We start from the raw sequence: 23155 nt of genomic DNA on the forward strand, positions 1-23155 counted from the left end.
TTGACACATCTGAGCGCAGCCAAGAATTGGGGAAAGCACGTGCCATCCGAACGCCTAACCTTTGCCGGCCATGACGGGGACATGCTGGCCGCCCGACTGGATTTACCCGAGGCAACCCATCAGGCCACCGCCATCCTGGCGCATTGTTTCACCTGCACCAAGGATATCGCCGCGGCCCGGCGCATCAGCCAGCGTCTGTCGGCGCTAGGCATCGCTGTTTTACGGTTTGATTTCACAGGCTTGGGCCATTCGGGGGGCGAGTTCGCGAATACCACGTTCAGCTCGAATGTGGCCGATATCCGGGCCGCCGCGGCGCATCTGGCGACCCGTGGCATGCCGGCCAGCTTGTTGATCGGGCATTCCCTTGGCGGGGCTGCGGTGCTGCGCGCCGCCACGCAGATCGACGGGATCAAGGCCGTCGCAACGCTGAATGCTCCAGCGGATCCTGCCCATGTGCTGCACGCATTTCAGGGCGATCTTGATCTGATCGAGGCCGAGGGATGCGCCCAGGTGCAACTGGGACACGGGGCTTTTCCGATCACCAAGGATTTCATTCAGGATGTCTCGGCCAGCAATCTGCAAAGGTCGATCGCCAGCCTGGATGCGGCGCTGCTGGTGCTGCATGCGCCCCTGGATCAAACCGTTGGGATCGAGAATGCCACAGATATTTTCGTTGCCGCCAAACACCCCAAAAGCTTTGTTACGCTTGATGATGCAGATCACCTGATCTCGGATGCTGCGGATGCCGAATACGCGGCCGAGGTCATCGCCAGCTGGGCCAGCCGTTACCTGCCGCTGCGCCACCCTGCCCCGCCCCCCGGCGCTCCCGAGGGCGTCGTGCGGGTTTCCGAGGCCGATCCCGCCGGGTTCTTACAAGACGTCCAGTCCGGCCCCCATCACCATGCGCTTGCGGATGAACCCCTGGCCTATGGCGGCACCAACCGGGGCATGACGCCCTATGGGTTTCTGTCCGCCGGTCTGGGCGCCTGCACCACCATGACCATCCGCATGTATGCCCGGCGCAAGGGCTGGCCGCTGACCCATGTGCGCGCGGATGTGACCCAAAACAAGGTCCACGCGCAGGATGCCGGTGGGGGCGAAAAGATCGACCAGTTCACCCGTGTCATCCATCTGGAGGGACCGCTGAGCGCCGAGCAGCGCCAACGCCTGCTGGAAATCGCAGACAAATGCCCGGTACATCATACCCTGACCCGTGGCAGCTCGGTCCGGACCGTTCTGGCAGACCAGAACCAAGGCGGGGACGCTACATAACAGCGCCCCACCCTTGCCGCGCGGGGCGCTCGGGGGTAAAGACACGGCGAAACCCGAATATCCCATAGGAACAGCCGATGATCCCCCGTTATGCCCGCCCGCAGATGACCTCTATCTGGGACCCCGCCACCAAGTTCAAAATCTGGTACGAGATCGAGGCCCACGCCTGTGACGCCATGGCCGATCTGGGCGTGATCCCGCGCGAAAACGCCGAGGCCGTGTGGAAAGCCAAGGACGTGGAATTTGACGTCGCTCGCATCGACGAGATCGAGGCCGTCACCAAGCATGACGTCATCGCTTTCCTGACCCACCTGGCCGAACATGTTGGCAGCGAAGAAGCGCGCTTTGTACACCAGGGCATGACCTCTTCGGACGTGCTGGACACCTGCCTGAACGTGCAGCTGGTCCGCGCCGCCGACATCCTGCTGGAAGACATGGACAAAGTGCTGGCCGCGCTGAAAAAACGCGCGCTGGAACACAAGGACACCGTGCGCGTCGGCCGCAGCCACGGCATCCACGCCGAGCCCACCACCATGGGCCTGACCTTTGCCCGGTTCTATGCCGAAATGGATCGCAACAAGGCCCGCCTGCAACAGGCCCGCGAAGAGGTTGCCACCGGTGCGATCTCGGGCGCGGTTGGCACTTTTGCCAACATCGACCCGGCCGTTGAAGAGCACGTCTGCGCCAAGCTGGGCCTGTCGCCCGAGCCCATCAGCACCCAGGTGATCCCGCGCGACCGCCACGCCATGTTCTTTGCCGTTCTGGGCGTGATTGCCAGCTCGATCGAAAACATCGCCATCGAAATCCGCCACATGCAGCGGACCGAGGTTCTGGAAGGCGCCGAGTTCTTCTCGATGGGCCAAAAAGGCAGCTCGGCGATGCCGCACAAGAAAAACCCCGTGCTGACCGAAAACCTGACCGGTCTGGCCCGTCTGGTGCGCATGACCGTGATCCCCGCGATGGAAAACGTCGCCCTGTGGCACGAGCGGGACATCTCGCACTCGTCCGTGGAACGCGGCATCGGCCCCGACGCCACCGTGACGCTGGATTTCGCCCTGAACCGTTTGGCCGGCGTTGTCGACAAGATGCTGATCTTCCCCGAGAACATGCTGGACAACATGAACAAATTCCCCGGTCTGGTGATGTCGCAGCGCGTGCTGCTGGCCCTGACCCAAGCCGGTGTCTCGCGCGAAGGCGCCTATTCCATGGTGCAGCGTAACGCCTTGAAAGTCTGGGAAGAACGCCTGGATTTCCGCGAGCTGCTGCTGGCCGACGAAGAGGTCGTGGCCGCTCTGGGCGTCGACGGCATCAACGAGAAATTCGACATGGGCTATCACACCAAACATGTCGACACGATTTTCAAACGGGTCTTCGGCGAAAGCTGATTTCGCGAAAATCGCTGAAATGTGCTATGCTCCCTGTCGTGACGTTTCATGACAGGGAGTTTTTCATGATCAGAACCGTTCTTGCAGCTCTTGTTCTGGCCACCGCCCCGGCACTGGCCATCGCCGAATGCAGCCGCGGCCACCAGCAGGCCATGTCCTGTGCGGATGGCATGATTTGGGACAAGGAATCGAAAAGCTGCACCAGCGCGACAGGATAAATGCGCGGCTAAAGCGTTTGTTCACCCTTGGCTGATTATCTGTCCTCGCTGACAGATACGAGGGATGGATGAGCAACTCGACCCAATTGGCCCGCATCACGCCCGTAAAGAAAGAGGTGCCGGTTCCGGCCTCCTCGGCCCCTGCGCGCAAGGGCAAAACCGGCCTGAGCCGGAAACAGAAGGCCGCGATCATGGTGCGGTTTCTTCTGTCCGAAGGCGCGGATCTGGATTTCCGCGCCCTGCCCGATAGTTTGCAGGCCGAGCTGACCCGTCAGATCGGTGAAATGCGCCTGGTGGATCGCGAAACCCTGGCCGAGGTTGTGGCCGAATTCGCCGGTCAACTGGAACAGATCGGCGTGACCTTCCCACATGATCTGGCCGGGGCGCTGACCATACTGGATGGTCGCATTCATCCGCGCACGGCCGCGCGGCTGCGCTCTCAGGCCGGGGTGCGCCAATATGCGGACCCGTGGGACCGTATCCGCGACATGAAGGCCGAGGCTCTGTTACCCATATTCGAGACCGAAGCCACTGAAATTGCAGCCGTCGTCCTGTCCAAGCTCGAGGTCCCCCATGCCGCCGAGGTGCTGTCATTGCTGCCCGGAGATCGCGCGCGCCGCATCACCTATGCCATGTCCCAAACCGGTGCCGTAACGCCAGATACGGTCGATCGGATCGGGTTGTCCCTTGCCGCCCAAATGGATGCCCGCCCCCCCCGCGCGTTTGAGGATGGGCCGGAAAAACGCGTCGGCGCGATCCTGAATTTCTCGTCCTCGGAAACCCGCGATACGCTGCTGTCGGCGCTCGAAGGCGAAGACCAGGATTTTGCCGAACGGGTGCGCAAAACCATCTTTACCTTCAAGGACATCCCCAAGCGGATTTCGCCGCTGGACGTGCCCAAATTTACCCGCGCCGTGGATCAGGGCGATCTTGTCGCCGCGCTGTCCTATGCCCAGGCCACCGAAGATGGCGAGATTGCCGAGTTTATCCTGACCAACCTGTCCTCGCGAATGGCCGATTCTCTGCGCGACGAGATATCCGAGGCTGGCACGATCAAACCCAAGGCCGGCGAAGAGGCCATGACCGCTGTCATTCTGGCAATCCGCGCCCAAGAAGAGGCTGGTGAGCTTGAGATGATCATTGAAGAGGAGGAATAAGTTCATCCACGAATAGGCTGGACACGAATAACTATAAGTCATAACGTTCTTCGGTACTTCCAGACCCGGGACACCCCATGAACAGCCTATCGCCAAACGCCAGGGCCATCTTGATGATGATCGGGGCGATTTTCTGCCTGTCGGTGATGGACGCCACGGCAAAACGGCTGAGCCAGGAGGTTGGGGTCGTTCCAATCTTGTGGGCGCGATACGCTGGCCAGGGGATTGTTGTCTTGATCATGGTGGCCCCTCGATTGCGGCTGGTTGTTCAGACGAATTTCCCGCTTTTGCAGGTCTCGCGGGCGGTTCTTTTGATGATTGGCACCGGGTGCTTCTTTGCCGGGCTCACGCATATTGGCCTGGCCGAGGCGACCGCGATCATGAACACCAACCCGGTGTTGATCACTTTGGGTGCCGCGTTCTTTTTGCGCGAACACCTTGGCCCCCGTCGTATTTTTGGTGTCGCAGCAGCGTTGGTCGGCGCGCTTATTATCATTCGACCGGGCTTTGGCGCCCTGTCTGTCTGGGCGATTCTGCCCTTCATTGCGGCGAGCTGCTATTCCGGGTTCAGCCTGATCACCCGATACGTTGGCCAGTCAGATGATCCGCTGACGTCATTGTTCTATCCCGCCGCTATTGGTGCCGTTTGTTTTTCCTGTGCCGTGCCCTTTTTCTGGGAGACCCCCAGCCCCACCGGCGCGGGCCTTATGTTCTTGCTGGCTGGCGTCGGCACGGCGTCGCAATTGCTTATCATCCGCGCGCTCACCATCGGTGAGGCCGCGATGCTGGCCCCCTTTGCTTATGCGGGCCTGATTTTCGCGACGTTCTGGGGTGTTTTCATTTTTGGCGAATTCCCGGACATGTGGACGATCATCGGCGCCCTTGTGATCACGGCATCAGGGATTTATGTGTGGCACCGGGAAACAAGAGCCTAGGCATCGCGTGGCACAAGACATTCCAAATGGCACCTGGCAGGACTGGGTGTATGACCGCATCCTGCGCGGCCTGATCGGCACGGCGCTGGCCTTGCCTTGGCACCTGCGTGTGCGTTTTATCGGCTGGTTCGTGCGGCGGGTTCTGGCGCCAATAGTCGGGTATCGCAAACGCGCGATGGCCAATCTGGGCTATATCTACCCTGACATGTCCGACGAGCGAAAACGCGAAATCGCGGATGCTGTGGCCGACAACGCCGGTCGCACCATGATCGAGAATTACGACACGGCTGGCCTGTTGGCGCGCACGAAGGATCAGCAGATCACCGGGCCAGGTCTGGCCGCAATTGAACAGGCCCGCGCCCAGGGGCGTCCGGTGATGATGGTGACGGCGCATTTTGCGAATTTCGAGATCCCGCGCGCCGCGCTGGTCAATCGCGGTTTTCAGATCGGTGGTTTGTATCGCCCGCTGTCCAACCCCTACTTCAATGCCCATTACGCCAAGAATATGGAAGCCCTGTCCGGCCCCGTCTATCCGCAAGGCGCGCAGGGCACGATGGGGTTGGTCCGGCACATCCGCAAGGGCGGGTTTGGGGTGCTGCTGTTTGATATCCACTCGTCCGGAGGCAAACCGATTTCCTTCCTTGGCAAACCGGCATTGACGGCGACCTCGGCAGCGGAAATCGCGCTTAGAACCAAGGCGTTACTGGTCCCGTTCTTTGCAATCCGACGCGCGGACGGGCTAACGTTTGACGTGCAAATCGACGCCCCGATTGATCACTCTACCCCCGAAGACATGACGCGCGAGATGACCATGCGTCTGGAGGAGCGGATCGCCGAGCATCCCGAACAATGGTTCTGGATTCATCGCCGTTGGAGCAAAACGCTTTAGCGCAGACGCGCCGTGGCCAGAACCTCGCCCGGGCCATGGCGTTGCACGATCACCACCACAGGCGCGTCGCCAGTGATCTTGCCGGCGGTTTTCAGCGGCTGGCGCGTATCCCATTCGCCCAGCAGTTTCCAGTCAGTCACGATGTTGGAATACTTGATCGTGCGGCCTGCGTTCTCGCCGCGTCTGATCTTGACCTGATCCGCAGGGCGATAGCGCACCATCTGCACCAAAAGGGTTTCACGAAACGGACGCTCAGCCTCGGCCTCGATCAGGAGGCGATTGCCCTCGCGCTCCAGCTCGACAGAGACCAGCTCGCGCTTGGCGGCGTGTTTCTTGATCAGCTCGTTCACATCCATCGGATGGTTGCCGACAACGTGTTCCTGCCCGCCCACGATCATCTGGGGCGTATAAACCGAGCGCCGCCCGGCCGAGACAGCATAGGCTTTCTGGCGTTGGGTGAATTTGGGTTGGGCAAAGGCGTCCTTCCAGCCGATGTAGTCCCAATAATCTACATGCAGCGCCAGGGCGACCACATCGTCACGATCCGCCAGCGTGCCCAGAAACGCATCAGCCGGCGGGCAGGATGAACAGCCCTGCGAGGTATACAGCTCGACCAGAACGGGATGGTCATCGGCCAGGGCTACCCCTGACGCCAGCCCGAAACAGGCGGCCGCAACCCAACTGACAAGTTTACGCATGATGGTCTTTTCCCCGGTTTGTCCTTGAGTTTGGTTTTAGGCGCTCGGGACTGAAATAACCAATCAAGGTTTCGTCAGCCGCCGGTGATGCGGCATAGGGGTCACAGCAGGCGACGGGTTCCCCTTGATCAGCCCCCCCTGTGCCACACATTCTATGACAAATCCGTTTTCTAACCCAAGGGAGGCCCCGATGCCCATTACCGTCGGAACAGACACCGCCAAGACCCGCCGCATGTTGACTGTTGGCGCGCAATCGCTGGCCTATTACGCGATCCCCGCCGCGCAAGAGGCCGGGCTGGGCGATTTCAGCCGCCTGCCCGCGGCCTTGAAGGTGGTTTTGGAAAACCTGCTGCGCTTTGAGGATGACGGGTTCTCTGTGTCGGTGGACGACATCAAGGCATTCGGCGACTGGGCGGCGCAGGGCGGTCAGAACCCGCGCGAGATCGCCTATCGCCCGGCCCGCGTGCTGATGCAGGATTTCACCGGGGTGCCTGCTGTGGTCGATCTGGCCGCGATGCGCGACGGGATCAAGGCGCTGGGGGGTGACGCCCAGAAAATCAACCCGCTGGCACCGGTGGATCTGGTCATCGACCACTCGGTGATGATTGATGAATTCGGCAACCCGCGGGCCTTCCAGATGAATGTGGACCGCGAATACGAACGGAATATGGAGCGATATCAGTTCCTTAAATGGGGCCAAAGCGCGTTCGACAATTTCCGCGTCGTTCCCCCCGGCACCGGGATTTGTCATCAGGTGAACCTGGAATACCTGGCAAAGGCCATCTGGTCCGACACCGATCAGAATGGCGAAATGGTCGCCTATCCGGACACGCTGGTGGGCACGGACAGCCACACCACCATGGTCAACGGTCTGGCCGTTCTGGGCTGGGGCGTCGGCGGGATCGAGGCCGAAGCGGCGATGCTGGGGCAGCCGATTTCCATGCTGATCCCCGAGGTTGTGGGCTTCAAACTAACCGGCGAGATGATTGAGGGCACCACCGCAACCGATCTGGTGCTGAAGGTTGTGGAAATGCTGCGCGAAAAGGGTGTGGTCGGCAAATTCGTTGAATTCTACGGCGAGGGGCTGGACAATCTGCCGCTGGCCGATCGCGCCACCATCGCCAATATGGCCCCCGAATATGGCGCGACCTGTGGCTTTTTCCCGATTGACGGTGAAACCCTGCGCTACATGCGCAACACCGGCCGTGATGAGGACCGGATTGCCCTGGTCGAGGCCTATGCCAAGGCCAACGGGCTGTGGCGCGACGCGGACTATGATCCGATCTATACCGACACGCTGCATCTGGATATGGGCTCCATCGTGCCCGCCATTTCCGGCCCCAAACGTCCGCAGGATTTCGTGGCCCTGACGCAGGCGAAATCAGCCTTTGCCGAGGAAATGGCTAACACATTTAAACGCCCGATGGACAAAGAGGTCCCGGTGGCGGGCGAAGACTACGCCCTGTCCTCGGGCAAGGTGGTGATCGCGTCGATCACGTCCTGCACCAACACTTCGAACCCGTATGTGATGATCGGCGCCGGGCTGGTTGCACGCAAAGCCCGCGCACTGGGGTTGGATCGCAAGCCCTGGGTGAAAACCTCTTTGGCCCCCGGTAGTCAGGTGGTCACGGAATATCTGGAGGCCGCAGGGCTGCAAGACGATCTGGATGCCATCGGGTTCAACCTGGTGGGCTACGGCTGCACCACCTGTATCGGCAATTCAGGCCCCCTCCAGCCCGAAATCAGCGAGGCAATAGCGGCGGGCGATCTGGTGGCCACCTCGGTCCTGTCCGGCAACCGGAACTTCGAGGGCCGGATCAGCCCAGACGTGCGCGCGAACTATCTGGCCTCGCCGCCCTTGGTGGTGGCCTATGCCATCGCAGGAGACATGAATATTGACCTGACCAAGGCCCCGCTGGGACGGGATCAGAACGGCAATGATGTCTACCTGCGCGACATCTGGCCCAGCAACGCGGAAATCGCGGAGCTGGTGGAAAAAACCGTGACGCAAGAGGCCTTTACCAGCAAATACGCCGACGTCTTTAAAGGCGATGAAAAATGGCGCGGCGTGCAAGTGCCCGATCAGGAAACCTATGACTGGCCGGCCGAGTCCACCTATATCCAGAACCCGCCCTATTTCCAGGGGATGGGGCCAGACAAGGGCAGCATCCAGAATATCGAAGGCGCCAAAGTGCTGTTGGTGCTGGGCGATATGGTCACGACCGACCATATCTCGCCTGCCGGGTCTTTCACCGCCTCCAGCCCCGCGGGGCAATACCTGACCGATCGCGGCGTGACCCCGCGCGCGTTCAATTCCTATGGGTCCCGGCGCGGCAATCATCAGGTCATGATGCGCGGCACCTTCGCCAATATCCGCATCAAGAACGAGATGCTGGACGGCGTCGAGGGCGGCTATACCAAGGGCCCGGACGGGCAGCAGACCAGCGTCTACGAGGCCTCGATGGCCTATCAGGCGCAGGGCACCCCGCTGGTGGTGTTCGGAGGCGTTCAATACGGGGCCGGATCGTCGCGCGACTGGGCCGCAAAGGGCACGAACCTGCTGGGGGTGAAAGCGGTGATTGCTAAATCCTTTGAACGCATCCACCGATCAAATCTGGTGGGGATGGGCGTGGTGCCGTTTGAATTCACTGGCGGCGACACGCGCAAGACGCTGGGACTGACTGGGGATGAAACCGTCACCATCACCGGGCTGGACACGGTTGAGCCTCAGCAAATCCTGCCCTGCCAGATCACCTTTGCCGATGGCTCGACCAAGACGATCCAACTGAAATGCCGGATCGATACCGCCCCCGAGATCGAATATGTCGAAAACGGCGGCGTGCTGCATTACGTGCTGCGCGATCTGGCAAAGCGCTGAGCGCACGGATCGGGGCCAGCCTGTGCTAGTCTGGCCCTTCAGCGTTTTTCTGCAAAATGAGGTGGGTCACTGTGCCCTCAGATGGCGCTATTGTGCGGTCTGCAAGGCCTCGCCCAGGGCGCCCTCGAGGGTGCGTTGGGTGATGGGACCGGCATGGCGCATCAGGATGCGGCCCTCGCCGTCAATCACATAGGTTTCGGGCACGCCATAGACGCCCCAGTCCAGCCCCATGCGGCCCGTATCATCCTGCCCGATCCCGGCGTAAGGATTGCCCAGCTCGGCCAGGAATTTCAGCGCGGCCTCGGGCTTGTCCTTGTAGTTCACACCATAGATCGGCACGCCCTGGTCGGCCAAGGCCTCGAGGTTTGGGTGCTCCACCCGGCAGGGCGCACACCACGAGGCCCAGAAATTCACCAGTTTCACCTGGCCATCGCGCAGGGTCTCGTCGGTGAATTGCGGCAGATCGGACAGCGCAACCGTCTGCACGGCGGGGGCCGTTTTGCCCGCCAGCGCGGTCGGCAGCGCATCCGGGTTTTCGCGCTGCATCCCCACCATGAACATCGCCGCCAGACCAGCAAACACCAGCGGCGGGGCAATCATCAGAGGCGAGATCTTAGCCATTCTGGCGCCCTCTCTGTTCAACTTCTTCCAACGCGGCGCGGGCCTTGCGCGATCGCACCACGCTGATCGCAACCAGCGCCACGATCAGCACGATCGAGACCGCATAGGCCGACAGGACCTCGGTCTGGTATTTTCCTAGATCAGGGATCATTGCCCTACCCTTTCGCGTGCCAGCAACGCCCGCATCCGGCGCGCCCGAATTTCAGTTTGCGTGCGCAGGAACACCAGCGCGATAAATAACAGCACAAACCCCGCGATACACAGCAACAGCGGATGATAGAACACATTGGCGACGTGCTCTTCTTCGTCCAGCGACAGCGATGCCCCCTGATGCAGCCCCTGGTTCCAGAAATTCACTGCATAGCGGCTGAGCAGCGCGAACACCGAGCCCACAAGACACAGGATCGAGGTCAGATCGGCGGCGGTATCGTCGTTCTCGATCGCCGCCCACAGCGCCATATAACCCAGGTAGAACAGGAACAGGATCAGGAAAGAGGTCAGGCGCGGGTCCCATTCCCACCATGTACCCCACATCGGCTGCCCCCAGATCGCCCCGGTCGCCAGTGCGATCAGCGTCATCACGGCCCCCACCGGCGCAGCGGCGCGCGCGGCCAGCGCAGACACATGATGCCGCCGCACGATCCACACCAGGGACGCGACCAGCATCATGATCCACGCGTTGATCGCCATCAGTGCGGCGGGTACGTGAAGATAGATGATCTTGACGGTCGAGCCCTGCTTGTAATCATCCGGCGTAAAGAAAAAGCCCCAGATCAATCCGCCCACCAGCGCGGCCAAAGCCAGCACCGAAACCCACGGCAACAGCTTGTCCGTGGTGGCGATGAACTTCTTTGGATTGGCATATTCCCAGATCGAGGCCATGTTGTTTTCCTAATTCTTCCTGGCTCGGACGCAATTCACATCCGCGTTAGCGTAGGTTCACTCTCAGTACCGCAGCCGAGGCAAAAGGCAACAGCGCGATAGCGCCGCAGGTGATCCCGGCCAGCATCAGCATTGGGGTGGAATAGTCCATGTTTTCCGCGCCCCGCCGCGCCACCTCGGCCCCGAAAATCAGGGTTGGCACATATAGCGGCAGTACCAGCAGGCTCAGCAGCAGCCCACCGCGTTTGATGCCCACGGTCAAGGCCGCCCCAAAGGTGCCGATGACGCTCAATGCCGGGGTGCCCAGGGCTAAAGAGATCACCAGAGGGCCATAGCCCGGCCCCGGCAGGTTCAGCAAAAGCCCAAAGACCGGCGCCGCGATCACAAGCGGCAGGCCCGTCGTCAGCCAATGCGCCAGCGCCTTGATGCTGACGGCTGCCTCCATCGGGACGGGCGCGGTGGCCAACAGGTCCAACGACCCATCCTCCCAATCCAGCGCAAATATCCGGTCCAGCGACAACAGGCAGGCCAGCAGCGCCCCCAGCCACAAAATGCCCGAGGCGATCTTGGCCAGCAACGCCGATTGCGGCCCCACACCGAAGGGCACCAACACCACCACGATCAGGAAAAACGCAAGGCCCAGGCCAAAGCCCCCGCCCGCGCGGATCGCCAGCCGCAAATCTCGGATCAATAGCGCAATCACAAGAAGGCTCCGTCGAAATCATCCATCGCAGGGGCCTTGGCCTTGAACGGGGCCACATCCAGCACCCGCGCCTCGTCCAGTCCCAGATCGATATGGGTGGCCAACAGGGCCAGCCCCCCGCCGCGCAAATGCGCGCGCACGGCTTGGGCAAACATGGCCACCGCGCTGACATCCAGTGACACGGTCGGTTCGTCCAGCACCCAAACAGGGCGCCCCGTGACCACCATCCGCGCCAGCCCCAACCGGCGTTTTTGCCCCGCTGACAGGGCCCCGGCCGGGCGGTTCACCAAGCTGTGCAAATCAAACGCCTCAAGCGCTGGCTCAATCGCGCCTGTGCCGAACACATCTGCCCAGAATTGCAGGTTCTCACGCACTGTCAGCACGGCCTTGAGCCCGTCTGCATGGGCGGCATAGGCCATGGCCTCGCGTTCCAGCCCGATCTTACCGGACAGCGCAGGCTGCAGACCGGCAATGGTGCGCAACAGCGTGGTCTTGCCACAGCCGTTGGGGCCACGCAGCACCAGCGCCTCGCCCGCTTTTACGCGGAACGAAACCCCTTCTAGCACCGGAACGCCACCGCGTGCGACGGCCAGATCAGAAACATTCAACTCCATGCAGCTGTCCTACCCGATTGGCGACGTTGCGAAAACCAAAAGCGCAGTCTTCTGCCAATATTTTCGCGCCCGTGTTTCAAGTTAAACCGGCAGCACCGCAGCTGCTATCCGCCGCCCCTCCGAGGCCAGAACGTTATAGGTGCGACAGGCGGCGGGGCTGGCCATGACCTCCAGCCCGATTCCAAGTTCATTCATACGGTCACGCAAGACGACGGGCGCGTGGGCAATCTCTGGCCCCATACCCAGAAAAATCACGTCCACCTCGCCGGCCAGCGCCTCAAGCGGGGCTAGGTCCTCGAGCCCGCCCCAGCTGCGCGCAGCGCTAAGCGTCACCAGTGCCGGGCCTTCGATCACATGGCCCGCCACGCGAAAAAAGCCCGGCCCATAGCTGTCAAACGGCACAGCGTCGGTATAGGTGATCTCGTTCAGCTCCATCGCGGTGCCTCCGTTTCGTTAGTCCCACAGGGGCAGGCCCAGCAGCGCGGCGGCCATGGTCACGCTGTAGCCCGCAATGCGGTACATTCCCTGTCTGTCTGGCCGGAACATAGCGGCCCCCGCCAGATTGCCCAGCAGATTCGGCAGCGCCAGACCGACCCCCAGCAAAACCGGCACCCATTCCAGCCGCCCCTGCACCCCAAACAGCGCCAAAAGCGAGGCATCAAAGGCGACCAGATACACCATGATATTGGCGCGGATCGCCCGCGCGGGCCCGCTGGAGGCCAGATAGAGCAGGATCACCGGCGGCCCCGGCACCCCGGCGACTCCGCCCAGAAATCCGCTTAGAACGCCGGTGCCTGCCAGCATCGCACCGCGTGGCTCGCCCCGATATCGCAGCCCCGAGGCCAGCAGCAGCGGCACCACCAAAGCGGCCGCGCAAACGGCATAGCGAAACACGTCCGGGTCCACCGCATACAGGATCATGACCCCCACCGGCAGCGCCAGCGCCGCCCCGATCCACAGCAGACCAACATCGCGCGGACGCCCGGCGCGCCAGGCCGCAGGCAAGTTCGGCATCGGCCCCAGCACATCCATCACCACCAGCGTGGTCAGCGCCCAGACCGGCGGCAAAAACAGCCCGGCGATGGGCAGATACACAAGGGCCGTGCCAAAGCCGGTAAAGCCTCGCACAACCCCTGCAATAAATGTGCCGATGATTAGCCAGACCAGCCCGTCCTGGGCCAGAATGGCGTTCAACAGATCAGGCATCCACGTTGGCGAATTGGTTGCCCTGGTTGTTGTCGGGCTTGGACCAATCGCGCTTGACGCCAAGCATCAGCACCACGTTTTTCGCCACATAGACCGAGGAATACGTCCCCACGATCACACCCCAGGTGATAGCGAACACAAAGCCACGGATCACGTCGCCACCCAGCAGCAGCAGCGCGATCAGCGCCAGCAGCGTGGTCCCCGAGGTCATCAGCGTCCGGCTGAGGGTCTCGTTCACGGTGCGGTTCATCAGGTCGGTCAGCGGCGTGGATTTGAACTTGATCAGGTTCTCGCGCAGCCGGTCAAAGATCACCACGGTATCGTTGATCGAATAGCCCACGATGGTCAGCAGCGCCGCAATCGTCGCCAGGTCAAACCGGATTTGCAGCACCGAGAACACGCCGATGGTCAGCACCACATCGTGGATCAGCGCCGCAACGGCCCCGACCGAGAACTGCCATTCGAACCGCAGCCAGATGTAGAACAACAGCGCCGCCACGGCCGCAAGCAGCGAAATCACGGCCGTCCAAATCAGCTCGCCCGAGACCTTGGGGCCAACCAATTCCACCGAGGGAAAACTGATCGAGGGATCGACCGTTTGCAGGGCTTGCTCGATCAGTAGGATGGTTTCGGGGCTGACGCTTTCCTGGCCCTCCTGGGCCTGGATGCGGATCATGGACACGTTCTTTTCGGGGCCGAAGGTGGGATCGAACACCTCGGTGATCGAAACATCCCCCAGGTTCAACGCGCCCAATGCATCGCGGTAAGCCCCCACATCCACCGCAGCGGTGGATTCGGTGCGGATCGTGGTGCCGCCCCGGAAATCGATGCCAAAGTTCAGCCCGATCAGCAGCCAGCTGGCCAGGGACAACACCATCGCCACAGCCGACAGGCCCATGGTCAGGTTGCGGAAGCGGAAGAAATCGAAGTTCGGGACTTCGCGGAACAGTCGCAGGCGCATATCAGACCTCCAGCGTTTTGGGACGGCGGCGTTCAAACCACATGACGATCAACAGACGCGTCACGAAGATCGCCGTGAAGACCGAGGTGATGATCCCCAGCCCCAGCGTGATCGAGAAGCCCCGCACCGGGCCCGAGCCCAGCGTGAACAGGATCACCGAGATGATGAACGTGGTGATGTTCGCATCAATAATGGCCGACAGGGCGCGATCATAGCCCAGCTCGATCGCGCGGGCCGGGCCCTTGGCGGTGCGCAATTCCTCGCGGATACGTTCGAACACCAGCACGTTGGCGTCCACGGCCATCCCGATGGTCAGCACGATCCCCGCGATACCGGGCAGCGTCAGCGTGCCACCGATCAGGCTGAGCGCGCCAAAAATCAGCGCCACGTTGATCAGCAGCGCGATATTGGCGAACAGACCGAACAGGCCATAGCTGAGCACCATAAAGACCAGCACGGCGGCAAAGGCGACCAGACAGGCGATCTTGCCCGCTTCGATACTGTCGGCGCCCAGTTCGGGGCCGATGGTGCGCTCTTCCAGGAAATCCAGACCCGCAGGCAGGGCGCCCGCGCGCAGCAAGATCGCCAGGTTGGTGGATTCCTCGACGTCGAAATTCCCGGTGATGATGCCGGACCCGCCGCCAATATGAGCCTGAATGACCGGTGCGCTGATCACCTCGCCATCCAGCACGATGGCGAAGGGATTGCCGATGTTTTCGGCCGTGTAGTCCCCGAATTTCCGCGCGCCGGTAGTGTTGAAACGGAAGGACACAGCTGGGCGGCCATTCTGATCAAACGAGGGCTGCGCATCCACCAGTTCTTCGCCCGTCACAACGGGGGCCTGTTCCAGCACATAGAACACGCCTTCTTCGTCCAGCGAGGGCAGCAGTTCATTGCCCGCGCCCGGCGGCATATCGGCGTTCGAGGTCCGCGTCACCACCGGCTGAAAGGTCAGCTGCGCGGTGGTGCCGATGATTTCCTTCAACTCGGTCGCACTGCCGATGCCGGGCACCTGGATCAGGATACGCGTGTCACCCTGACGCTGAATGGTGGGCTCGCGCGTGCCGACCTCGTCAATCCGGCGACGGATGATTTCCAGCGACTGCTTGACCGTGCGATCATCGGTGGCCAACTGCTCGGCCTCGCTGAGGGTCACAACGATATCCGCACCCTCCACGACCACCTCGATATCCGAGGCCCCTGCCCCGGTCAGCGAGGTCACCGGACGCGCCAAGCCCCGCACCAGTTCGGCGGCGCGTTCAGCCATGTCAGGTTTCTGGTTCAGACGCACCCGCAATTCGGCGCCTTGAGTGCGCTGCAGGCGTATCGTGCCGATTTCGTCGCGTTCTTCGCGCAGCAGGTCACGCACTTCTGGCCACATGGCCTTCAGCCGCGCTTCGTACACGTCCTTGACCCGCACTTCGGCCAGCAAATGCGCGCCGCCCCGCAGGTCCAGCCCCAGATTTACCAGACCAGACGGCAGGAAACCGGGCCATTGCGCCACCAGAGCATCCAGCCCCTCGGCTGTGGCCCCGGACTCGATCGCGGCAACCGCGTCATTGTGGGTTTCCACGCGCGTGTAAAACGCATTCGGAAGCGCCATCAGCAACCCAAAGGCACAGACGGCCCAGATCACGATACGCTTCCACAGATCAATCTGAAGCATGAGAACAGCTTTCGCTAGGGGGCATTACAACGAAAAGGGCGCCGCAAACGGGCGCCCCTCTGGCCGGATCAGGCGGTTTCTGCCGGCTCGGTCTTGTTCAGAACCTGGGTCACGGTCGAGCGCACAACGCGCACTTTGACGCCGTCTGCGATTTCGACTTTCAGCTCGTCGTCGCTGACATGGGACACTTTGCCGATGACACCACCCTGGGTGACCACCTGATCGCCCTTACGCAGCGCGGCGACCATGTTCTGGTGCTCTTTCATCTTCTTTTGCTGCGGACGGATCAGCAGGAAATACATGATCGCGAAGATCAGAATAAGCGGGAGAAACTGGCCGATGGCTTCCATGTCGGTGGTCCTTATAGAGTAAGGGGGCCAGACCGGCCCCAGGATTTTGCACGGAACCTATGTGCGCAAGCGGGTATTTGCAAGGCGTCAAAGCCCGCACACTAACCCCATCCCGGCCACACCCCGTCCGAACAGGTTTACCCCGCCCCCAAATCGCGGCAAAGTTGCGGAAGAGACGCGACCAAGGGGGCCTGATGGCACAACGGGACAACTCCGATTTCCGAAGCTGGATCGGGCTGAAAACCAAGATCAATGCCGCGGACCTGCCCGCATGGATGGGAGGCATGGTTGGCGCGGTGCTGATGCTTGTGGGTTTCGGCCTGTTCCTGCTGGTGGGCGCAACCCTGATCAAACTCCTCTACGCCGTCCTCTCGCAAAACCTGAACGCAAATCCCACATCCGAGGACATCCGCAATCTGGGCCTGGCCGCCGGTGCGATGATCGGCATCCCCTTCCTGATCTGGCGCAGCATCGTCGCTCAGAAACAGGTGGATGTCAGTGAACAAGGCCACATCACCGACCGCATCAACAAAGCGGTCGAGGGGTTGGGCGCCGAGAAATCCGTGAAACGCGACGGGGAAGATGAAACCGAACCCAACCTCGAGGTCCGCATCGGAGCGCTCTACGCGCTGGAACGCATCAGCCAGTACAGCGCAAGGGACCACATCCAGGCCATGGAAATCCTCTGCGCTTACATCCGCAACAACGCCGACCGCCACAGCCCCCGCCTACCTGAGGAAGAACCCAAAGAAGGCTGGCAAGCATGGGGACTGAGAAACCGCACCCATCCCCCCTTGGACGTGGACATCGCCCTGCGCATCATCGAACGCCGCTCGAATGATCGCAAACAGCGTGAAAAAGATGCCAACTACCGCCTCGGCCTGGAACGCGCTCCGTTCCACGCCCTTGAACTGCACCGCAGGGACCTGACGGATGCGATTCTGACGCAGGCAAAGTTGCAAGGGACAATCCTTTGGGACACGAAGTTGCAGGGGGCGGACCTTGGCTTCGCGAAGTTGCACGGGGCGATCCTCGGTGAAGCGAAGTTGCAGGGGGCGAACCTCCGAAGCGCGAAGTTGCAAGGGGCGAACCTCATTGACGCGGAGTTGCAGGGGGCGGACCTCATTGGCGCGAAGTTGCAGGGGGCGGACCTCTGGGGCGCGGAGTTTGACAAATCCAGCAAAACTCAGGCAGCCAATTTTACGGGTTCTGCCTGTGTTCGGGTGGATTTTACTGACTTTATCATAACCAAAGAACAGCTCCAAACCATGTTCGGCGACGGCTCTACCACCCTCCCTGGTGGTGGCGGCCCCGATCACCCCGATTGGCACACCCATTGGCCCAAGGAAATGCTGAAATGGAACGACTTCCAAACCGCATGGCGCGCCTGGCAGGCCAAGATCGGTTTCCAACCGCCCAAAAATCCGTAATAACGCGCTCAGACACGACTCAACACCGGAGCAGACCCATGCATGACATCCGTGCCATCCGCGAAAACCCAGCCGCACTGGACGCGGCGCTGGCCCGCCGCGGGGCCTCGGCGATGTCGTCCGAGGTGCTGAAACTGGACGAGGCGCGCCGCGCCAAGATCCTGGCCGCAGAAACCGCTCAGGCCGATCAGAAAAAGGCCGCCAAAGAGGTCGGCGCTGCCAAAGCCCGCGGCGATGAGACCGAATTCGAACGCCTGCGCGCGCTGGTCGCCGAGAAAAAGGCCGAAGTCGCCGCGATGCAGACCGAAGCCAAGGACCTGAACCAACAGCTGACCGACCTGCTGATGACCCTGCCCAACACGCCTCTGGAAGACGTACCCCAGGGCGCGGATGAAGAGGATAACGTGGAAATCCGCCGTTGGGGCACCCCCAAGACCTTCGATTTCCAGCCCAAGGAACATTTCGAGCTGGACGGCGTGAAACCGGGGATGGATTTTGAAACGGCTGCGAAACTCAGCGGGTCGCGCTTTGTGGTGCTGTCGGCGGGCGTGGCGCGCATCCACCGTGCACTGGCGCAGTTCATGCTGAACACTCATGTCGAGGAAAACGGCTTGACCGAGACCTGGACCCCGGTACTGGTGCGCGAAGAAATGATGCTGGGCACCGGACAGCTGCCGAAATTCGGCGAAGACAGCTATCAGACCCGCGAAGGCTGGTGGCTGGTGCCCACGGCCGAAGTGACGCTGACCAACATCGTCAATGGAGTCACGGTCGAGGAAAGCTACCTGCCTCGCCGATACGTGGCCCACACGCAATGCTTCCGCTCCGAGGCCGGCAGCGCCGGTCGCGACACCGCCGGTATGCTGCGCCAGCACCAGTTCGAGAAGGTAGAGATGGTCTCGGTCACACACCCGGACAAATCCCTGGACGAACACGACCGCATGACCCGCTGCGCCGAGGGTATCCTGGAAAAACTGGGCCTGCCCTATCGCACAGTGGTGCTGTGCACTGGCGACATGGGATTCGGCGCCACCAAAACCCATGATATCGAGGTCTGGCTGCCCGGTCAGAACACTTATCGCGAAATCAGCTCTGTCTCGGTCTGCGGCGATTTCCAGGCACGCCGGATGAATGCACGTTTCAAGGCGACCGAGGGCGGCAAACCGCAATTCGTGCACACGCTGAACGGATCGGGCCTGGCCGTGGGCCGCGCCCTGATCGCAGTGCTTGAGAACGGCCAGAACGAGGATGGCTCGGTCACCCTGCCCGACGCCTTGCACCCCTACCTGGGCGGCAAAACCACGCTGGCCGCCGATGGGACGCTGATCTGATCCAAAGGTGCGCCTGCGGCGCCCACGAAATCTCGTCCTCCGCCTGCGGCTTCGGCCTCGGGCGGGCGCAAGCCTTACCCCAGCGCCCCATTTCTTTGCTCGGGCAAATACTCCGGGGGTGAAGATCGGAAAGAATTTCCGATCGAGGGGGCTGGCCCCCTCCCACCAGCTTGAACACGCCCTTAGCGGTTTTTCGCGCCTTTTGCCAAATGCTTGCGCAGGGCGCCTGCATTTTTCTCGCGCTTGCCTTTATAGGGGTTTTTGTTCCCTTGTCCGCGCATGGTCAGGCGGATCGGCGTCCCGGGCATATCGAAATCCTCACGCAGGCCATTGACCAGATAGCGCGAGTAACTTTCGGGCATTTTATCAGGCAGAGAGCACATCACCACGAACCCCGGCGGGCGGGTTTTGGCTTGGGTCATGTAGCGCAGCTTGATCCGGCGACCGCCCGGAGCGGGCGGCGGGTGTTGTTCGACCATGCCCGACAGCCAGCGATTCAATTGAGCCGTAGGCACGCGGCGGTTCCAAGTTTCATAGGCGCGCTCGATCGCGGCGCGCAGACGTTCCAGCCCGCGCCCGGTTTTGGCAGACACCGTCACCAGCGGAGCACCGCGCAGCTGTGGCAGCAAGCGTTCGAAGCTTTCCTTCAGGTCGCGCAGTTTTTCCTGCTTCTCGTCCTCGACATCCCACTTGTTCACGGCAACAACAACGGCGCGGCCTTCGCGTTCGGCCAGATCGGCGATGCGCAAATCCTGTTGCTCAAAGGGAATGGCCGCGTCCAGCAACAGCACCACGACCTCGGCGAATTTCACCGCGCGCAGCCCGTCGGAGACCGAAAGTTTTTCCAGCTTTTCCTGCACCTTAGCGCGTTTTCGCATCCCCGCCGTGTCCCACATCCGCACGGGCAGACCGTTCCAGTCGATGGTCAGCGAAATGGCATCGCGGGTGATCCCGGCCTCGGGGCCGGTCAGCAGGCGGTCTTCGCCCAGGATCTTGTTGATTAGGGTGGATTTGCCCGCGTTGGGGCGCCCGATCACCGCGACTTGCAGGGGTTTTTCCTGCGTGGGGACGGGCATTTCAAAGCCCTCTTCATCATCCTCGTGCAGGGTCACGTTGATGGTGGGGCGATATTCCTCGGCCTTTTTTTCGTGCTCTTCGGCCAGGGGCATCAGCTCGGTCAACAGCTCGCCCATGCCCTCACCATGTTCGCCAGACAGGCGCAGCGGTTCGCCCAGACCCAGGCTGTAGGCCTCGATCACGCCGGCATCAGCCGCGCGGCCTTCGGCCTTGTTCGCGGCCAGAATCACGTGTTTCGAGCGTTTGCGCAGGATTTCCGCGAACATTTCGTCCGTGGGGGTCACACCGACGCGCGCGTCCAGCATGAACAGGCACACATCGGCCATGTCCACAGCGCGCTCGGTCAGGCGGCGCATCCGGCCCTGAAGGCTGTTGTCGGTGGCCTCTTCCAGCCCGGCGGTGTCGATCACGGTAAAACGCAGATCGCCCAGGCGCGCCTCGCCCTCGCGCAGGTCGCGGGTCACACCAGGTTGGTCATCGACCAGCGCAAGGCGCTTGCCGACCAGACGATTGAACAGCGTGGATTTGCCCACGTTTGGGCGCCCCACCAGGGCAAGGGTGAAACTCATTGTCTCAGGCTCCGATACGGATCAAGGCGCCCTGTTACACCAATCCCGCGTCAACGGAAAGCATGCAATTCGCCCTTGGACGAAACGACATACAAGGTGCGCCCGGCGACCACAGCGCCGGTGGTAGCGCCGTTTGGAACTTCGACCGCATAGACCTGCTGGCCATCCTTGGGATCAAAGAAGCGCAGCTGCCCGTCATTCGAGGCCACGATGACCCGTCCGCCCGCCACAACCGGCCCGTAATTGGCAAAGACTTCGGTGGCCCGGCGCTGCGTGAATTTCACATAGTTGGGCAGTTGCACCGACCAGACCGGGCTGCCGTCGCGCGCGTTCAGGCGCATTAGCTGGTTTTCAAGGTTGATCGCAAAGACCGAGCCCCCGACAGGCCACATAGTTCCAATCGCGCCTTCGCGCGCTGTCCACTTGCGCTCGCCCGTGTCCAGATCCAGCGCGACCATCCGGCCTGCATTCGATCCGACATACACGGTTTTGCCGTCAATCACCGGCTCGCCTGTGATGTCGTTCAGACGGGTCAGCGCGCGATCGCGCTGGCTGCCCGCCAATTGCGAGACCCAGTGGCGCATCCCGCCCTTGCGGAACGCGGCCTGCACCTCGCCATCACCATAGCCATAGATTACGAATTTGTTGTTGACCGCCGGGGCCGGTGCGCCCAGCACGTTGCCCACATTTGGCAAGGCCCCCAATTGCCAGCGTACGCGGCCGGTATCCGCCTCGATCGCCCAGCCGGTATCATCCCCGCTGGTGACATAGACCAGACCCTTGGAATAGGTGGGCGCGCCCGAGCCGCCGGACAACAGATCCTGCTGCCACAGGACCGCGCCTGTGGCCGGGTCCAGCGCCGTCAATGTGCCAAAGCCCGAGGTCACGAACAGCTTGCCATCCCCATAGGCCAGGCCACCGCCCGTTGCATCGCCAGCGTCATCCCGCGGCGGGGTCAGATCGGTGCTCCAGACCGCGGCGCCCTCGGTCGAGGTCGCGGCCACGGTCGCGTGGGCATCCAGCGTAAAGACACGGCCACCAGCCACAACAGGATCGGCCACGATGCGGTTGCGCTTGCTGTCCCCTGCCCCGATCGGTGCGCTCCAGAGCAGTGTCGGTGCTGCGCCCAAGGCGGGGTGACTGGTGCGATGCGCGGGCGAGCCAATGCCATGCGTCCATTCCGAATTCGCCCGTTGCGCGGGCAAGCGGATCGCAACCGATTTGTTTTCGGCAAGCGCCGAGGCGGGCTCGACCCCTGAGCTTAACACCGCGTAGATGCTTTCGCGTTTGCCGACCAGAATCTCTTCTTTTTCGGCGCAACCGGCCAGAACGGCCAGCCCAACCGCGCCCAGCATCAGAACGCTTGTCTTCACGGGTTTGATCACGGGTTTCATCTCGGGGCCTGCCCTCACTTTTCTTGCTTGGCGCCGCACCCCCGAAAGGCCCGGCGCAGGGGCCTTAGTTGCCCGCTTGTTCCGCGGGATCCAACTGACCACCCAGCGCCACAATCAACTGAGACGCGCGACGACGCAAGTCCTGCGTGACCTCGGCATCGGCAAGGATACGCTGGAGCCGCTCAATCGCCGCGTCAGTCTGGCCAGCATCGATGTCCATCAGCGCCAGCTGTTCTTCGGCGGCCAGGCGCAGCGAGGCCACGGTTTGTGCGATACCTTCCAGGCGGGTGCGACGCTCGGAGGCGCTGAGCGCATCGCCCTGCACCAGCAGCGATTTGAACGAGGCCACCTGACGATAGATCTGGGGCACATCACCATTCGAGGCCACACTGTCCAACAGCGCCAGAGCCCCGGCATTGTCCCCAAACTCGGCCAACTCCGAGGCCCGCAGCATCGCCAGAACGGCCTGCGCCGCCGAATCCTCGGCCTGGACGCCAGCCAGAGCAGCAGCGCGCGCAGCGGCATCGTCGGCCTCAAGCGCGGCAACGATATCGTCGCCCAACGCCTGCGCCGCAGCCAAGGCCTGCGCCTTGCGCCACTCGTTATAGGCCGCGCCCCCCACAATCAGGATCACTGCCAGAACCGCGATCCAGCCGTATTTCTTCATCATCGCGAACAGACGGTCGCGGCGCACTTCTTCGGTGACTTCTTCAATGAAACTGTCGGTATCGCTCACGCGCAGGCCCTTTCGATGAATTTGCCCTCTCTTACCGCGTCCCCCCGCCACTGCCAAGACCCGCAAGGCCCGGGATTGGGGATGGCGGCATTCTGCGACTGCACACTTGCGTGAAAGCGATTAACTTTCTAAACTGAACTAAACGGTTCAGACATATTCACAGGACCGATTTGTTGTATTCGG

General features: G+C 61.9%; 22 protein-coding genes and 1 pseudogene. 9 read left to right on the forward strand and 14 right to left on the reverse strand.

What is annotated here, in order from left to right; translation table 11 throughout:
• The first annotated feature begins 39 nt into the window (after window positions 1-39).
• From ACXADQ_RS16980 to ACXADQ_RS17005, 6 genes are all read left to right on the forward strand, one after another.
• On the forward strand, window positions 40-1272 hold the full coding sequence (locus tag ACXADQ_RS16980) for a bifunctional alpha/beta hydrolase/OsmC family protein (RefSeq protein ID WP_475323653.1): 1233 nt from the start codon (window positions 40-42) through the stop codon (window positions 1270-1272).
• Between the two features lie 77 nt (window positions 1273-1349).
• The gene (gene purB, locus ACXADQ_RS16985) at window positions 1350-2657 is read left to right on the forward strand and encodes an adenylosuccinate lyase (protein ID WP_475323657.1); all 1308 of its coding nucleotides are present in this window, start codon (window positions 1350-1352) and stop codon (window positions 2655-2657) included.
• Between the two features lie 65 nt (window positions 2658-2722).
• Window positions 2723-2875 (forward strand): carbohydrate-binding module family 14 protein, encoded by a 153-nt coding sequence (locus ACXADQ_RS16990; RefSeq protein ID WP_475323661.1) that lies wholly within the window; start codon window positions 2723-2725, stop codon window positions 2873-2875.
• Between the two features lie 68 nt (window positions 2876-2943).
• Window positions 2944-4032, forward strand: a complete 1089-nt coding sequence (locus tag ACXADQ_RS16995) for a flagellar motor switch protein FliG (RefSeq protein ID WP_475323664.1) — start codon at window positions 2944-2946, stop codon at window positions 4030-4032.
• A gap of 77 nt (window positions 4033-4109) precedes the next feature.
• On the forward strand, window positions 4110-4967 hold the full coding sequence (locus ACXADQ_RS17000; RefSeq protein WP_475323668.1) for a DMT family transporter: 858 nt from the start codon (window positions 4110-4112) through the stop codon (window positions 4965-4967).
• Between the two features lie 7 nt (window positions 4968-4974).
• The gene (locus tag ACXADQ_RS17005; protein WP_475323672.1) at window positions 4975-5856 is read left to right on the forward strand and encodes a lysophospholipid acyltransferase family protein; all 882 of its coding nucleotides are present in this window, start codon (window positions 4975-4977) and stop codon (window positions 5854-5856) included.
• Here ACXADQ_RS17005 and ACXADQ_RS17010 read toward each other — a convergent pair.
• Window positions 5853-6554, reverse strand: coding sequence for a DUF1223 domain-containing protein (locus ACXADQ_RS17010; RefSeq protein ID WP_475323676.1), 702 nt, complete (start codon window positions 6552-6554; stop codon window positions 5853-5855). The genes ACXADQ_RS17005 and ACXADQ_RS17010 overlap by 4 nt on opposite strands.
• A 190-nt stretch (window positions 6555-6744) precedes the next feature.
• Here ACXADQ_RS17010 and acnA point away from each other — a divergent pair, with 190 nt between their 5' ends.
• Complete coding sequence (gene acnA, locus ACXADQ_RS17015) at window positions 6745-9432, forward strand: aconitate hydratase AcnA (protein ID WP_475323680.1); 2688 nt, start codon at window positions 6745-6747, stop codon at window positions 9430-9432.
• Window positions 9433-9519: 87 nt separating this feature from the next.
• On the opposite strand, the gene ACXADQ_RS17020 is transcribed toward acnA, so the two are convergent.
• The 10 genes from ACXADQ_RS17020 to yajC all read right to left on the reverse strand — a co-directional run bounded on the left by ACXADQ_RS17020 (window position 9520) and on the right by yajC (window position 16435).
• Window positions 9520-10053 (reverse strand): DsbE family thiol:disulfide interchange protein, encoded by a 534-nt coding sequence (locus ACXADQ_RS17020; protein WP_475323684.1) that lies wholly within the window; start codon window positions 10051-10053, stop codon window positions 9520-9522.
• Entirely contained in the window at window positions 10046-10204 is a 159-nt protein-coding gene (gene ccmD / locus ACXADQ_RS17025) for a heme exporter protein CcmD (RefSeq protein WP_475323687.1), read from the reverse strand. Before ccmD ends, ACXADQ_RS17020 begins: the two co-directional genes overlap by 8 nt.
• Complete coding sequence (locus tag ACXADQ_RS17030; protein ID WP_475323691.1) at window positions 10201-10935, reverse strand: heme ABC transporter permease; 735 nt, start codon at window positions 10933-10935, stop codon at window positions 10201-10203. The genes ccmD and ACXADQ_RS17030 overlap by 4 nt, the downstream gene beginning before the upstream one ends.
• A 46-nt stretch (window positions 10936-10981) precedes the next feature.
• Window positions 10982-11638 (reverse strand): heme exporter protein CcmB, encoded by a 657-nt coding sequence (gene ccmB / locus ACXADQ_RS17035; protein ID WP_475323695.1) that lies wholly within the window; start codon window positions 11636-11638, stop codon window positions 10982-10984.
• Window positions 11635-12252, reverse strand: coding sequence for a heme ABC exporter ATP-binding protein CcmA (gene ccmA, locus ACXADQ_RS17040; protein WP_475323698.1), 618 nt, complete (start codon window positions 12250-12252; stop codon window positions 11635-11637). The genes ccmB and ccmA overlap by 4 nt, the downstream gene beginning before the upstream one ends.
• 81 nt (window positions 12253-12333) lie before the next feature.
• Window positions 12334-12687 (reverse strand): Mth938-like domain-containing protein, encoded by a 354-nt coding sequence (locus ACXADQ_RS17045; protein ID WP_475323701.1) that lies wholly within the window; start codon window positions 12685-12687, stop codon window positions 12334-12336.
• A gap of 18 nt (window positions 12688-12705) precedes the next feature.
• Window positions 12706-13458, reverse strand: a complete 753-nt coding sequence (locus tag ACXADQ_RS17050; RefSeq protein ID WP_475323703.1) for a sulfite exporter TauE/SafE family protein — start codon at window positions 13456-13458, stop codon at window positions 12706-12708.
• Window positions 13451-14419, reverse strand: coding sequence for a protein translocase subunit SecF (gene secF / locus ACXADQ_RS17055; protein WP_475323706.1), 969 nt, complete (start codon window positions 14417-14419; stop codon window positions 13451-13453). Before secF ends, ACXADQ_RS17050 begins: the two co-directional genes overlap by 8 nt.
• Before the next feature lies 1 nt (window position 14420).
• Window positions 14421-16085 carry a protein translocase subunit SecD gene (gene secD, locus ACXADQ_RS17060; RefSeq protein ID WP_475323710.1) on the reverse strand — a complete coding sequence of 555 codons (1665 nt, stop codon included), beginning with the start codon at window positions 16083-16085 and terminating at the stop codon, window positions 14421-14423.
• Window positions 16086-16153: 68 nt separating this feature from the next.
• Window positions 16154-16435, reverse strand: a complete 282-nt coding sequence (yajC, locus tag ACXADQ_RS17065; RefSeq protein ID WP_475323715.1) for a preprotein translocase subunit YajC — start codon at window positions 16433-16435, stop codon at window positions 16154-16156.
• A 284-nt stretch (window positions 16436-16719) separates the two neighbouring features.
• On the opposite strand from yajC, the gene ACXADQ_RS17070 reads away from it, so the two are divergent.
• Together ACXADQ_RS17070 and serS are read left to right on the forward strand one after the other, a co-directional pair.
• On the forward strand, window positions 16720-17865 hold the full coding sequence (locus tag ACXADQ_RS17070) for a pentapeptide repeat-containing protein (protein WP_475323719.1): 1146 nt from the start codon (window positions 16720-16722) through the stop codon (window positions 17863-17865).
• 38 nt (window positions 17866-17903) lie between these two features.
• Complete coding sequence (gene serS / locus ACXADQ_RS17075) at window positions 17904-19196, forward strand: serine--tRNA ligase (protein WP_475323723.1); 1293 nt, start codon at window positions 17904-17906, stop codon at window positions 19194-19196.
• A 182-nt stretch (window positions 19197-19378) separates the two neighbouring features.
• Here the strand turns inward: serS and der are convergent, their stop codons facing one another.
• The 3 genes and pseudogenes from der to ACXADQ_RS17090 all read right to left on the reverse strand — a co-directional run bounded on the left by der (window position 19379) and on the right by ACXADQ_RS17090 (window position 22972).
• Window positions 19379-20842: a ribosome biogenesis GTPase Der gene (der, locus tag ACXADQ_RS17080; protein ID WP_475323727.1), complete on the reverse strand. Its 1464-nt coding sequence runs from the start codon at window positions 20840-20842 to the stop codon at window positions 19379-19381.
• Between the two features lie 116 nt (window positions 20843-20958).
• Window positions 20959-22236: pseudogene (locus ACXADQ_RS17085) on the reverse strand (PQQ-like beta-propeller repeat protein); the annotation flags it as partial.
• Window positions 22237-22300: 64 nt separating this feature from the next.
• Window positions 22301-22972, reverse strand: coding sequence for a hypothetical protein (locus ACXADQ_RS17090; protein WP_475323732.1), 672 nt, complete (start codon window positions 22970-22972; stop codon window positions 22301-22303).
• Between the last annotated feature and the right edge of the window lie 183 nt (window positions 22973-23155).

Source organism: Thalassovita sp. ABM4_323, from assembly GCF_056158665.1.

What these genes read in the sequence shown, in the direction of transcription:
- purB (WP_475323657.1), top strand. Translation starts at nt 1,350, where the DNA reads ATGATCCCCCGTTATGCCCGCCCGCAGATGACCTCTATCTGGGACCCC.
- ACXADQ_RS16990 (WP_475323661.1), top strand. Translation starts at nt 2,723, where the DNA reads ATGATCAGAACCGTTCTTGCAGCTCTTGTTCTGGCCACCGCCCCGGCA.
- ACXADQ_RS16995 (WP_475323664.1), top strand. Translation starts at nt 2,944, where the DNA reads ATGAGCAACTCGACCCAATTGGCCCGCATCACGCCCGTAAAGAAAGAG.
- ACXADQ_RS17000 (WP_475323668.1), top strand. Translation starts at nt 4,110, where the DNA reads ATGAACAGCCTATCGCCAAACGCCAGGGCCATCTTGATGATGATCGGG.
- ACXADQ_RS17010 (WP_475323676.1), bottom strand. Translation starts at nt 6,554, where the DNA reads ATGCGTAAACTTGTCAGTTGGGTTGCGGCCGCCTGTTTCGGGCTGGCG.
- acnA (WP_475323680.1), top strand. Translation starts at nt 6,745, where the DNA reads ATGCCCATTACCGTCGGAACAGACACCGCCAAGACCCGCCGCATGTTG.
- ACXADQ_RS17020 (WP_475323684.1), bottom strand. Translation starts at nt 10,053, where the DNA reads ATGGCTAAGATCTCGCCTCTGATGATTGCCCCGCCGCTGGTGTTTGCT.
- ccmD (WP_475323687.1), bottom strand. Translation starts at nt 10,204, where the DNA reads ATGATCCCTGATCTAGGAAAATACCAGACCGAGGTCCTGTCGGCCTAT.
- ACXADQ_RS17030 (WP_475323691.1), bottom strand. Translation starts at nt 10,935, where the DNA reads ATGGCCTCGATCTGGGAATATGCCAATCCAAAGAAGTTCATCGCCACC.
- ccmA (WP_475323698.1), bottom strand. Translation starts at nt 12,252, where the DNA reads ATGGAGTTGAATGTTTCTGATCTGGCCGTCGCACGCGGTGGCGTTCCG.
- ACXADQ_RS17045 (WP_475323701.1), bottom strand. Translation starts at nt 12,687, where the DNA reads ATGGAGCTGAACGAGATCACCTATACCGACGCTGTGCCGTTTGACAGC.
- ACXADQ_RS17050 (WP_475323703.1), bottom strand. Translation starts at nt 13,458, where the DNA reads ATGCCTGATCTGTTGAACGCCATTCTGGCCCAGGACGGGCTGGTCTGG.
- secF (WP_475323706.1), bottom strand. Translation starts at nt 14,419, where the DNA reads ATGCGCCTGCGACTGTTCCGCGAAGTCCCGAACTTCGATTTCTTCCGC.
- secD (WP_475323710.1), bottom strand. Translation starts at nt 16,085, where the DNA reads ATGCTTCAGATTGATCTGTGGAAGCGTATCGTGATCTGGGCCGTCTGT.
- yajC (WP_475323715.1), bottom strand. Translation starts at nt 16,435, where the DNA reads ATGGAAGCCATCGGCCAGTTTCTCCCGCTTATTCTGATCTTCGCGATC.
- ACXADQ_RS17070 (WP_475323719.1), top strand. Translation starts at nt 16,720, where the DNA reads ATGGTTGGCGCGGTGCTGATGCTTGTGGGTTTCGGCCTGTTCCTGCTG.
- serS (WP_475323723.1), top strand. Translation starts at nt 17,904, where the DNA reads ATGCATGACATCCGTGCCATCCGCGAAAACCCAGCCGCACTGGACGCG.
- der (WP_475323727.1), bottom strand. Translation starts at nt 20,842, where the DNA reads ATGAGTTTCACCCTTGCCCTGGTGGGGCGCCCAAACGTGGGCAAATCC.